Below are 13,066 nucleotides of genomic sequence, written 5' to 3'. Positions count from 1 at the left end.
TATAGTATAACAGCCGAGTTAAAAAAAACCCCCGAAAGAAAACTTTCGGGGGTTCATTAGTCAATCTAAAAACCTAATTACTTCTTGATGACCTTAATTGTTTTTTCTACATTGTCTGCAGTTACTCTAACCATATATGTTCCACTTGCAAGTGATGACATATCAATTTGAGATTGGTTAGAAGTATTATTCCTGATCATTATTTCCTGACCCAAAACGTTATAAACGGCCACTTTCGTGATGTTTTTATCATACGATAAATTCAAGACGTCATTAACCGGGTTTGGATAATAGGTAAAGGCGTTGCTGTTGAACGTTCCCGTACCCAATGGGTTTGCCCAAATGATATTGTCTATATACATTGACACGAATGCCGCCTCTCCAGGAGCCAAACGCAAAGCGATGTAGGTGTCTGTTCCTGTATAGTTGGTGAAATCAACTTCGAAAGTAGTAAATTCTCCTGGAACTGCTAGTGTTTGTTTTAATGTAAACACGCCATCTGCAGTGTTGCTGTTCATTGTTCCAACTTCAATTCCTGAAGGAGGCCCAGCCATATCAAAGCTCAATTTGTGGGTTCCGGCACTTAGGTTGGTTACTTGTGGCAACACCAATATTTGCTCATCTGCTGTGGTAGAAAGTCCTTTAAAGATGTTAACGGCATTTGGAACCGAACCTGCCTCGAATGCTTTTACCATGATGCCATCAAGAGAAGTTTCTGACGAAGGTCCTCTGATGATTTCTGTCCAGCAATTCGGAAGTGTGTTAACAGCCGTAGTATCAAAGTTTTCGTTGATGTTGGCTACTGCAGGACAAATTTCCTCCAAAACAGGTGCCCAAACAATATTATCTAAATAGGCAACAGTATGGAAAGCCGATGAATTTAAGCGAATACCGATGTATTGGTCGCTTCCAGAGTATTGGTCGAAATCAATAGAAAATTCCTGGTATGCAGCTGTTGGAGCCACGCTTTGATAAGGTGTGAAAACAGCATCAGCCGTATATCCGTCCAAAGTTCCAATTTGTAATTCGGCACCAGCTCCGTTTTGCATCATTGAGTTAAACGTTAGTTTATGAGTTCCTGCACCAGCATTGGAAATTTTCGGAGATACAATGATAAGATCGTCGTTCACATTAGAAGTAGCTTTATAGATCACGATTACGTTTGGAGCAGATGATGCACCAGTACCACTTGTTTCGATAACCGCCATAGATGATAAATTAGCACCTCTCTTGATTGCTTTCCAACATTCTGGAATCGCAGGAGTGGTTGTGGTATCAAAATTCTGGCTGAAAGCCGTTACTGCAGTACAATCTGTTGTGAAAGTTATCGGTCCAAACCAAGCACCTAAATTTTCCCCACAAACCGAACGAACCCAAACGTTGTATTGAGTTGATGCTGCTAGATTGCTCAATGAAGCCATTGGGTCTTGGATTGCTGTAATAGGGGCTAATCCGTCAGGGCTTGTCACGTCTGAAGTGGCGTGAACTATCTGCCAATTGGATTCGTCTCCCGGAGTTTCCCAGATTACTTCTGCACCAATATCACTAATGTCAACCACATCTACGCTTAAAAGTGTAGCACAAGCTGGAATTGGTTCCCAATGTAAATTATCAATAAGGGCCACTGTATTGGCACCTGAACTGTTCAAACGAATACCGAAGAAAGTGTCCGTCCCTTGATAATTGGCAAAATCAACAGCATAGTATTGAGAAGTTGTAGTTAAGGAAACTTCATCAATTGGTGTGAACACTGCATCAGAATTGTTGCTGTTTAAAGTTCCTATTTCTAAAGAACCTTGAGCATATAAATAAGTTGCAAAAAAAGTAAGGCGATGTGTTCCTGCACCAACATTGGTTAATTCTGGAGATACAATAATCATGTCGTCATCTACACCAGAGGTGCTCTTGAAGATGTTGATTGTGTTTGGTGCGGTTTGCAGTAAATTTGCAGGAACAGGAGCCACCTCTATTACTGCATCATTCGCCAAAGTTTCGCCTCTTAATATTTTAGACCAACAATCAGGCATCATCGTATTGGCAGTAGTGTCAAAGTTTTCACTTATGGCATCAATCGCATTACAATCTGTTTTGAAGGTTACAGGAAGAGACCATTGTCCGTTTCCAGCCTCACCACACATCGAGCGAACCCAAACCTTATAGGTTGTTGCGGCTGAAAGTCCAGAAATATTGGCAGATGCTGTGGTATTCTCTTCATCAAAAGTAGTAGTGGTAGACAAGTTTTGTGTTTCAGGATCGGTTGCTGTCACTGGGCCGTAGGCAACTTGCCACATAGTTTCATCACCACCAGGCGTCCAGCTCAATTTAGCACTGTCGATTTCAATGTCAGAAACGCTAACAAGTCCCGTATCCGAACATGGAGGCATTGGCTCCCAAACTACATCATCAATATAAAGAGTGAATGAAGAAGTGTTTGGTCCATTAAGTCGGATTCCGATATAGCTTTCTTCAAATCCTTCAAATTGATCAAAGTTGACTATATATTCTACCATTTCTCCAGATATATTAGGAGATGAATTAAATGCAGCAGCAACGCTCATTCCAGATGTGCTTTTGTTGCTGTTTAATAATACAACTTGAATATTATTTGCAGATGAATTCCCTGATGATGCTCGAAATTTAAATCGATGTGTTCCTGCACCAAGGTTAGAAAGTTTTGGGCTTACCAATATCGTATGATCCGGACCGTATGGAGCACCATTCGTTCCAACGGCATTAGCATACCAATAGTAAAGGCTTGCTGAGTTTGTTCCTGAAAAGGCTAACCATTCAATAGAGGCGATGTAAAAGCTTGGACTATCTAATGAAGGACCTTCCATAATTGTAGTCCAACAAGCAGGAGCATCTGTAGAAGCATCAAAATTTTCATTTAGACTATCAACGCCAATACATTCACTTTTGAAAGTTCTTGGCCCTATCCAAACACCATTACCTTCGGTACAGATGGAGCGAACCCAAACTTTATATTCGGTGTCAGGTGTTAACCCAGTCAATTCTTTTGTTGATTCCTCACTCGAAACAATTGTTCCTAAATTCGGATCGGTCACTGTTGATTCTCCATAAGAAACTTCAAAACTTTCAGCACCATCATTGTTCCATAAAACAGTAGCGGTGGTTTCAGCAATGGAGAGCGGTTCTATTTCTATTGATGTAAAGTCAACATCAGGACAAGGAGGAATTGGTTCCCAGATAACGTCATCTATAACCATTCGGATTCCCCATGAATTAGTAACCAATTTAAAACCAATATATTTGTCTGTACCTTCATAGTTACTAAAATCAACAACATAAGTAGCAATACCATCTTCAAGAGAGCTAGTATTTTCAGTATTGATTTCTGTAAATACAGTGTAAGCCGCATCTGGGCCATTCTCCTCGAGAGTTACGATCTGGATAGAACTATTCTGTTCCAGAGGTCCATATTCATAAGCTGAAAATTTCAAACGATGTGTTCCTGATGCAAGATTTGATACTTCTGGAGCAATAAGAACAACTTCATCAGTAGGCAGCGTAGCGTTACCACTCCAAAGATATGCCCAAATATAAGATATCTCTACATTTGCAAATTCATTGATTCCAGGACCTCTCACAATTTTTGACCAACAGATAGGAAGTTCAGATGTGAGCATTCCCACATTGAAATCTTCAAATATCTCCGTAGCAGGAGAACAAGTTGTAATGAAACTAAAGGTGGCTGACCAAGGACTGAAAACACCTTCTTGACAAAGGCTTCGTACCCATAAATAATGTGTAGTTCCTGGTTCAAGGTTGTTCAATTCAATAGTGTTTCCGCTAGCTATACTTCCCGAAGGAGCTGTGTCGCTAGAAGGTTGCACTGAACTAGTGGAAATATAATATTGACTTCCGCCAGTTGGTTCATTTACAGGTGCATTCCAATCGATCGTTGCAGTGGTAGTGCCAATGTTTTCCGTATGTGCATGAACATTAAATGGTGTAGGACAAGCCTGGGTAATTCCTTCAAAAATAATGTTAGGATAATGAGGCGTTGCGTAACCTGATGGCGGATTGGCCGGATTAGGATTCATGTCTTCAGAATGAGAAGTTGTTAGCAACGAAGTGCCGGGTAGGCCAACACTATTGTAAAACTCATCATAGTTACTGTCGCTGCCCGGATGATTTTCCTTTACAGCAACCACCAAGTTATCGGTTCCATTATACACAAAACCTTCATTGAATGGAATTTCAATCCATCCCGATTCAGGAATTTCAAGACCGCCGGTGTACACCAAGGTCAGATCATTCAGCGACACCCAGTCGCCACCATTAAAAGCATTTTTTGTAGTATGAGCCAAGTAAACCGTCACATCCTGACTGTTTTCTAAATTGTCAACACCCGTAAAATGCCATTTCAAGGAAGTAATCGTCCCCGAAGCATTGATCTCCGAAGCTCGATAAATCGTCTGAGAATAGGAATACAGGGTTACAGGCTCAAAAGGCAAACCTGCATAAATGGTAGTACCATTACCAATACTTACCTGTGAAAATCCTAAGAACACTGATGAAAGCATCATCAGCACACAAAAAGTAATTTTTTTCATTAATATTAATTTTTTGGTTAATAAGGTTGGAATAGAAACTTTTGTGAAATAAAATATAATTTCCGCAAAAATTCTTTTCCAAAGTTGCATTTAAATTAATAGTAATGGTAAAACCTATACCCTAAATTTTGTGACATTTTTAGAGAAATATAGTGACAAATATTGATTTTAAAGGGTTTGTTGAGGTTCTGAGAGGCTCGAAATCGTAATAGAACTGATGTTGTTCAGAAATAAAAAAAGCAACTGTTTTTTTCTGTTTTTATAGTTGAGTTGTGCTCATTTTTTGCAGATTTAAACTCTTCTCTTGAAAAATTAGATATAAGTTGAATAAAATAGAAGAATCAGTTTCAATAATTATTTCCAAAAAACAAAAGGATTTCTGCTCAAGTAAGCATTATAAAAACGTTCATCATTAGTAACTTCCTCACCAAGCCATTCTGGTTTTTCAAAAGTTTCAGTTTCTGAGGAAAGTTCTATTTCGGCAATGATCAGGCCTTGGTTTTCACCAAAAAATTCATCCACTTCATAAATATGATGGCCTGCTTTTACTTCAAAACGGGTTTTGTCAATTGCTCCTTTTTCGCTTAAAGCTAATAAAGCTCTTGCTTCTTCAATCGGAATTTCCTTTTCCCATTCAAAACGCGATAGGCCAGTTTCGTTCCCTTTTCCTTTTATGGTTAAAAAGCCCTTGTCGTCTGAAATTCTAATTCTAACCGTTCTTTCGGGATTAGAATTTAGATAGCCTTGAGAGATTTGTTTTTTGTTGAAGGATTGACTTTTGAAAGCATCCGAGGTGACCAAAAATTTACGTTCGATTTCAATCATTTTTATTCAAATAAATTTATGAGCAAGTTAATACATTTATTAGCTCGTATTTGTATTTTTACACAAATAGCTGTTCGAATGAAATTGTTTAAACCAAAATTAAAGCCAACCGTCAAGGATTTTATCGCCAAATATTTTGATGAAAGAGAGGAGTGGCGGGAAAAAGAGGACGATTTGGAAGTATTGGTCCTGCTGATTCGTTTTTTAAGGCCACTGAAACCCAAAAGAGTAACCTCGGTTGATTTGTCTGATCTGATTGACTTTCTAAAGCAAAATAAAACCTACCGTTACAATCTTTCTGTCTATATAAAAGAAATCCTTGAAGGAAAAAAGTTCAATAAAATCCTTTCCGACGCAGCAATCCTTCAGGATGTCGACTTTATTTTTGAGGTTAAAAAGCGAATTTTCGCAAAGTTTTTGCCTAATCAGCCACAAAAGGATACACTTGAATATGTGTTGAATCAGGTTTTTTATTTGGATACCGATATCATCTGGGTAAAGAAAATACCTTTTGATCAGTTAGAAAAGATATACGAAGTTTTAGGCTTCAAATCATTATATATAACTGCCGAATCGATTTCTCCGCTTTCGGAATTGATGATTTCGATGACCTTGATTACGCAAAGAATCAGCGGTCGTGCCATGGAAACCGATGTCATCAAGATGGTGCCCGAATTCGATGGATATGAAAGTCCGTTTACAGCCTTTGAAAAAGAACTGTTAGAAATCGAAGAGCGAATCAAAATAGGTCCGATATATTCCATCTCGCCCGATGATTTGTCCTATAAACAGTTGCAGGTTTTGCACAAGCAATGTGAAGATTTTGTAGAAAAAGCCTTCAGCAATACTTCCAAATACGGTATTTCGCTTCGCGTAAATCAAAATCTGTTAAGAATTCGTCAGCAATTGGAAAGACTCAAAGTCCTGCTTCCACTCTTGATTACAAAAGATAAAAATGACGAAAGGCAAAATAGTATCTTGTTGGCAATCGAGCTCATCAAATACAATTGCTACAAGAATAACGTAAGGAAATTTATTGCCGAAAGTACCCAATTGATTTCCTATGAAGTTACACAGCATACTGCCAAAACAGGCGAACATTACATCACCGAAGGCCGGAAGGAATATTTCAGGATGTTTACAACAGCTCTTGGAGGCGGATTCATTGTAGGAATACTTTGTATCATAAAATTATTCCTTGCCAAAGCAGATACAAGCTATTTTGGCCACGCTTTCCTTTACAGCATGAATTATTCGTTTGGTTTTATCGCCATCTACATTCTGGGTTTCACCCTTGCCACAAAGCAACCCGCCATGACCGCTGCCGCATTAGTTAGGGCTTTGGAAGAGGGAAAAAAGAAACAAGGCGATAAGATTGAAAAGTATGGTGCGTTTGCAATTCTTTTTGCGAGGGTTTTCCGTTCACAGTTTATAGCCTTTGTAGGCAACGTGATTATGGCTTTCCCCGTTTCGTTGTTGGGTATTTGGCTCATTGATTATGCTTTTGATTATAATCTCGCTCAAGACAAATGGCTGAAACTTCTAACCGACATCAGTCCTTTGCATTCTGCCGCTATTTTTCATGCCGCAATTGCAGGGGTTTTCCTTTTCCTGTCGGGAATTATATCGGGAAGTGTAGCCAATAGGGACAAACATGCTCAAGTATATTTCCGAATTCAGGAGCATCCTTTTCTAAAACGAACCATCGGCAAGAAACGCACATTGAAATTGGCCAACCTTTACGAAAAAAGATGGGCCGGAATTATATCCAACTTTTGGTTTGGTATTTTTATGGGAAGCACGGCTTCAATAGGAATGTTCTTGGGATTGAATCTCGATATCCGACACATTACTTTTGCCAGTGGCAACCTTGCCCTTTCGATGTATGGATCCAAGTATGTAATGGACAATGCCATGCTCTTTTGGGGTATTTTCGGAATAGGAATGATTGGTTTGGTCAATTTCTTGGTTAGTTTCGGACTCTCATTAGGACTGGCTTTCCGTTCAAGGGATATTTCGATATTTGAACTGCGTTTTGTGACGGGTGCCATTTGGAAGCATTTCAAAAGAAAACCCTTGAGTTTCTTTTTGCCAACCGAAAGAAAGAAAAAAACCATCGTTGAAGATAAATTTCTTCATCATGAATAATTAATTCCATATCATTTTAGCAATGTATCCTTTTAATACCGACAGGAAAATTATCCATGTAGATATGGATGCTTTTTATGCATCGGTAGAACAAATGGACAATCCTGAACTTCGCGGAAAACCGGTTGCCGTTGGCGGAAGCGAAATCCGAGGTGTGGTTTCGGCGGCAAGTTATGAGGCGAGAAAATTTGGAGTTAGGAGTGCCATCAGTGGTGTTTTGGCCAAGAAATATTGTCCACATATTATTTTTGTTCGACCAAGATTTGATAGGTATAAGGAGATTTCACGTCAAATCCATAAGATTTTTCATGATTATACGGATATGGTCGAACCGCTTTCGTTGGATGAAGCCTATCTGGATGTTACCCAAAACAAAAAAGGAAACCCAAGTGCAACATTGATTGCCCAGGAAATCCGGAAAAGGATTTTTTATGAAGTGGGTTTGACGGCTTCGGCAGGAATTTCAGTCAATAAATTCATAGCAAAAGTAGCCTCGGACATCAATAAGCCAAACGGACAAAAAACAGTAAATCCCCATGAAATTCTTGAATTTCTAGAAGAACTTCCCATCCGAAAGTTCTACGGAGTTGGAAAAGTCACGACCGAAAAAATGTACCAGCTCGGCATTTTTAAAGGATCTGATTTAAAAGCAAAATCACAAGAATTTCTGGAGAAGCATTTTGGGAAGTCGGGGGCCTACTATTACAATGTGGTTCGTGGCATCCACAACAGTGAAGTAAAAGCAGAACGTATTGCAAAATCCGTTGCAACAGAGCATACTTTTGACGAAAACATTTCTTCGGAAATTTTTATGATCGAAAAGCTAGAAATAATTGCCCAACAACTCGAAAAGCGTTTAAAAAGACACAATGTTGCAGGAAAAACCGTCACCCTGAAAATCAAATACAGCGATTTTACCCAGCAAACCCGAAGCAAGACTTTGCCTTATTTTATTTCGGATAAGGCTCTTCTTCTAGAAACTGCAAAGGAATTGCTCTATCAGGAACGAATGAAGGATTCGGTTCGATTACTCGGAATTTCGCTTAATAATCTAAATACCGAACAAAAGAAGGCGGTTGCAGTTCAGTTGAAATTTGACTTTTGATACTGCCTAAACAACAGTTAAACTTATACTTATTTATTTTTTGGTTTGATTTAAAAGATAACTTTGCTTAAAATTATTCATACAATGGTTGGTTTAAAAGAATACGAAAAAGCTCAATCGGACTATTCAAGCAACTTGACTTTAAACAGGATGCCTCTTGCTTCGTGGGATTTTTATGGTGCATTTCTTCAAGATCTAAACAGTAATTTCTTGGATCTAAAACAACTTAAAGCATTGACAATTAACAACAATTGGATTTCTGATTTTGATTTTGAAACAGAACTGCAAGACGAAAATGTGATTGTGGTTACGGATTCAACCCTGAAAATCGTTTTTGCCAGTCATACTATTCTTAAAATGACGGGTTATCAAAGCCAGGAAGTTATCGGCGAAAGCCCAAAACTATTTCAAGGCAAAGCAACTTCTCGAAAAACAAGTGCCGAAATCAGGATGGCAATTGAAAATCAGGAACCATTTGAGAAAACGGTTGTGAACTATCGTAAATCTGGTGAAACCTATGATTGCCATATTAAAGGTTTTCCTATTTTTAATAAAAAAGGAAAACTCTCCCACTTTATTGCTTTCGAAAAAGTGGCATAAGTGTTACTTTTGCATACTTTCAAACTATTCAAATGAACTATACTACACTGCCTGGAACTGATGTGAAAATCAGCGAAATTTGCTTGGGAACCATGACTTTTGGTCAGCAAAACTCCGAAGCCGACGGGCATTCTCAAATTGATTTTGCATTAGATAAGGGAATAAATTTCATTGATACGGCCGAAATGTATTCGGTTCCGTCAAGGGAAAAAACGTCTGGAAGTACCGAAAAAATCATCGGAACATGGTTGAAAAAATCGGGCAGGAGAGATGAGGTGGTTTTGGCAACGAAAATTGCGGGACCCAACCGCGGATTGGAATACATCCGGGAAGATTTGACTTTTAATAATACTACGATTCGACTTTCGGTTGAAAAAAGCCTGCAACGCCTTCAAACCGATTATATCGATTTATACCAATTGCATTGGCCGGAACGGAATGTGAATTTCTTCGGACAACGAGGTTTTAAAGTAAAAGAGGAAACTTGGGAAGATAACATCCAGCAGGTTTTGGAAACGATTCAAGCTTTGATTAAAGAAGGAAAAATAAAACATTTTGGACTTTCAAACGAAACTCCTTGGGGTTTGATGCGTTTTTTGGAAGAAAGTAGAAAGCACAATCTGCCAAAAATTGCAACGGTTCAAAATCCGTATTCGCTCTTGAACAGGAGTTTTGAGGTTGGAAATGCAGAAGTTTGTTGCCGAGAAAATGTCGGGCTTTTGGCCTATTCGCCTTTGGCTTTCGGGGTTTTGTCGGGTAAATTTCTAGCAGACGAAAATCATCCGAATGCAAGAATCAATTTGTTTCCGAATTTTTCACGGTATAATTCTGAAAATTCCAGAAGGGCTTCGGTTTTGTATAATGAAATTGCCAAGAAGAATGATTTGAGCTTAACGGAAATGGCATTGGCGTTTATCCGTCAGCAAGAATTTGTTTCGGCTACAATTATTGGAGCTACAACATTGGAACAATTGGAGGAAAACATCAATACAACTTCGGTTTTCCTTTCGGAAGAAATTCTAAAGGAAATAGAAAAGGTGCAAAATCTTATTCCAGATCCTGCACCTTAAAATATAAGTTACCAATTCTATACATTGTATTCTACAAATTTGTCATTCCGAGGAACGAGGAATCTCATAAAGTAGCTCTTATAACCTTGATTCAGATTATGAGATTCCTCGTTCCTCGGAATGACAAACAGGTGTTACTTCACAGCCAATTTAGAAGTAGCATTTCCTCCTGCATTATCGGTAACATTCACCATATAAATTCCAGATTCCAATCCGCTTGTGTTGATGGCGGTTTGGTTGCTTTCGATTTTTGCATCAATCAATAATTTTCCGGTTATATCATAAATGCTGACAGTTGCCGGAAAATCGATATCCGAAAGATAAAGTGTTTCTTTTGCCGGATTTGGGTACATTTTAAACTTCTTCAATTCAGTTTCCTTAACCGAAAGTGGATTGGTATCCACCAATTTATAAACCACTCCATTATCGGCGGAAGCCACATAAATTTCTCCATTGATATCTACACCAAAAGAAGTATAGGAACCACCAGGCATTGTTGGAGAGAAGGTCAAGGTGCCGTCTGTTTCAACCTTTCCGATTTTATTGGAGCAATAATCGGCAAAGAAATACTTGCCTTGCATGGCAGGATAGGTATTTCCTCTATAAACATATCCTCCGGTAATAGAGCAATATGGACTTCCAGTTGCAGATGAATATTCGGCATAAGGAAAGGTCATGGTTCCAATTGGAGCACAACCTGATGTTGCATAAGGAGCACTTCCTTCGTAGCATTTCCAACCGTAGTTTAGGCCAGCTGAAGTGTATGGTTCTTTGTTGATTTCCTCTACGTTTTGCTGGCCAACATCGGCAATCCATAAATCGCCATTCAAACTGTCAAACGAGAACTTCCAAGGATTTCTGAGTCCGATTGCCCAAATTTCATCGGCTCCTGCAACTCCAACATACGGATTTGTTGCCGGACTTGTGTAAGGTGCTGTCCCATCTACATCGATACGGAGCATTTTTCCTAGAAGGCTGTTGATGTTTTGTCCATATCCATTGGGATCACCACCGCTTCCGCCATCCCCCATTCCGATGTAGAGATAACCGTCAGGACCAAATTTTATGGTTCCTCCGTTATGGTTGGAGAAAGGCTGATTAATAGTAAGTAGGATCGTTCCAGGGGTTTGTGCCAAATTTGGATTACTAGTATTAACCGAATAACGGGCAATCACTGTATGTCCGCTTGTATTGGTATAATTCACATAAAAATAGCCATTGTTTGCATAATCCGGATGGAACGCCAAACCAAGAAGTCCACGTTCGCCTCCAGTACTGATTAGGGTTGAAATATTCAAGAAAGGAGTTGTGGTTACAGTTCCTGTAGCACTAACGATTTTTATGGTTCCGCCTTGTTCTACTACGAAAAGACGGTTGTCTCCAGCATTTACAATTTCAACTGGATCAGAAAATCCTGTGGCAAAGGAAGTCAATCCTAGCGTTTGGGCAAACAAAGCATTTGCAAATAAAAGTAATAATGAGAGTAGTGTTGTTTTCATAAAAAATACATTTGGGTTTAAGTAAAGTTAGTTAATATAATAATCTAAAAATCTTATTGTTAAGTTAATTTTATAGAGGCTCGTCTTTAATTCCGGCTTCAATTTTTTCTTCCACTAATTCCTTGTCTTCGGCATCGGCGGTCATTTTATTTTCTTCGTCCTCATGCGAAAGCAATAGGCATATGCTAATCGGGAAATGGTCGGAATTGATATGTTCTTCCACTTTCATATCTACTAACCTGAAATGACTGCTCACAAAATAATGGTCTAACGGCCAACGAAGTAGTTTGTATTTTGCATGGAAAGTGCTGTACATTCCCCGACCACGTCTGGGATCCAGCAACTCGCTCGATTTCAGGAATAGTTTTGTGGTATAGCTCCACGCCACATCGTTCAAATCGCCAATAACCAAACAAGGCTTGTCGTATTCCTTAGCCATTTTTCCAATCAATAGAATTTCGGCATCACGATCGGTACTGTGCGGATTTTCTTGGGGAACGGGTGGTGTTGGATGCAATCCGTAAATCCGAACAATTTCATTGTCAAATTTCACATCGGCAATGATGGACGGAATTTCTTCATCAATCAAGTAATTAATTTCGTGATGCACAAAAGGAAGCTTGCTGTAAAACAACAAACCATAGGTGTTTTCTTGTGGAATTTCAATATGATGCGGATAATTTTCCCGAAGCGATTTTACGCCTTCCAGCCATTTTTTATCGGTTTCCAAGAGGAAAATAATATCTGGATTTCTTTTTTCAACCAAACTCAAAAGTTTTTGATAATTGGTATTGTGTTGATAGATATTGGCAACCAATAAATTCAGGCATTCTTTTCCATCGCTTTTTTTAACTTCACTAATCATTTTTTTGCCGAAAGGCGTGAAGGGAAGAATCAGGTAACCGAGATACAGAAACGAAATTCCAAGCGAAGCCATCAGGATAATATCAAAGAGGATTTCGGTTTTCGGGAAAAAAGCCATCCATAAAACCGACAGTATTCCTACGATGGTAAATTTCTGAAACCTCGGATAATCAAAAACGCGGAACATCCAAAAATCCTTCTTGATAAAAGGAATCAGGACCGTTAGCAAGGCAAGTATCGAAAAAAGGTAAAGTGTAATTTTAAAAATAGTCATCTTTGGGTTTTGATGTCCTAAAGATAGAAATTTATTTTTTTAGGCTTTTCCGATTTGTTAAAGTTTTAGGAGACAAAAAAAGGTGCCGTTTTTGAGCGACACCC

8 protein-coding genes are annotated in these 13,066 nt (G+C 38.8%); 4 read left to right on the top strand and 4 right to left on the bottom strand.

The features are described from left to right. Nucleotides 1-77: 77 nt before the first annotated feature. Nucleotides 78-4,577 carry a T9SS-dependent choice-of-anchor J family protein gene (locus J2X31_RS03500; protein WP_310024448.1) on the bottom strand — a complete coding sequence of 1,500 codons (4,500 nt, stop codon included), beginning with the start codon at nucleotides 4,575-4,577 and terminating at the stop codon, nucleotides 78-80. A gap of 354 nt (nucleotides 4,578-4,931) precedes the next feature. Continuing rightward, complete coding sequence (locus J2X31_RS03495) at nucleotides 4,932-5,402, bottom strand: CYTH domain-containing protein (protein WP_310024445.1); 471 nt, start codon at nucleotides 5,400-5,402, stop codon at nucleotides 4,932-4,934. Nucleotides 5,403-5,480: 78 nt separating this feature from the next. Here J2X31_RS03495 and J2X31_RS03490 point away from each other — a divergent pair, with 78 nt between their 5' ends. From J2X31_RS03490 to J2X31_RS03475, 4 genes are all read left to right on the top strand, one after another. After that, the gene (locus tag J2X31_RS03490; protein ID WP_310024443.1) at nucleotides 5,481-7,550 is read left to right on the top strand and encodes a transporter-like protein; all 2,070 of its coding nucleotides are present in this window, start codon (nucleotides 5,481-5,483) and stop codon (nucleotides 7,548-7,550) included. 22 nt (nucleotides 7,551-7,572) lie between these two features. After that, a complete protein-coding gene (dinB, locus tag J2X31_RS03485; RefSeq protein WP_310024440.1) occupies nucleotides 7,573-8,655 on the top strand; it encodes a DNA polymerase IV in 1,083 nt (360 codons plus the stop codon). Between the two features lie 84 nt (nucleotides 8,656-8,739). Further along, on the top strand, nucleotides 8,740-9,255 hold the full coding sequence (locus J2X31_RS03480; RefSeq protein WP_310024438.1) for a PAS domain-containing protein: 516 nt from the start codon (nucleotides 8,740-8,742) through the stop codon (nucleotides 9,253-9,255). A gap of 32 nt (nucleotides 9,256-9,287) precedes the next feature. After that, the gene (locus J2X31_RS03475; RefSeq protein WP_310024437.1) at nucleotides 9,288-10,325 is read left to right on the top strand and encodes an NADP(H)-dependent aldo-keto reductase; all 1,038 of its coding nucleotides are present in this window, start codon (nucleotides 9,288-9,290) and stop codon (nucleotides 10,323-10,325) included. Nucleotides 10,326-10,459: 134 nt separating this feature from the next. On the opposite strand, the gene J2X31_RS03470 is transcribed toward J2X31_RS03475, so the two are convergent. Together J2X31_RS03470 and J2X31_RS03465 are read right to left on the bottom strand one after the other, a co-directional pair. Then, nucleotides 10,460-11,824 (bottom strand): PQQ-dependent sugar dehydrogenase, encoded by a 1,365-nt coding sequence (locus J2X31_RS03470; protein ID WP_310024436.1) that lies wholly within the window; start codon nucleotides 11,822-11,824, stop codon nucleotides 10,460-10,462. 70 nt (nucleotides 11,825-11,894) lie between these two features. Next, nucleotides 11,895-12,962, bottom strand: coding sequence for an endonuclease/exonuclease/phosphatase family protein (locus J2X31_RS03465; RefSeq protein ID WP_310024435.1), 1,068 nt, complete (start codon nucleotides 12,960-12,962; stop codon nucleotides 11,895-11,897). Between the last annotated feature and the right edge of the window lie 104 nt (nucleotides 12,963-13,066).

Source organism: Flavobacterium arsenatis (assembly GCF_031456785.1).
Classification (GTDB): Bacteria; Bacteroidota; Bacteroidia; order Flavobacteriales; family Flavobacteriaceae; genus Flavobacterium; species Flavobacterium arsenatis.
This window is presented reverse-complemented; position numbering and strand designations above follow the sequence as displayed.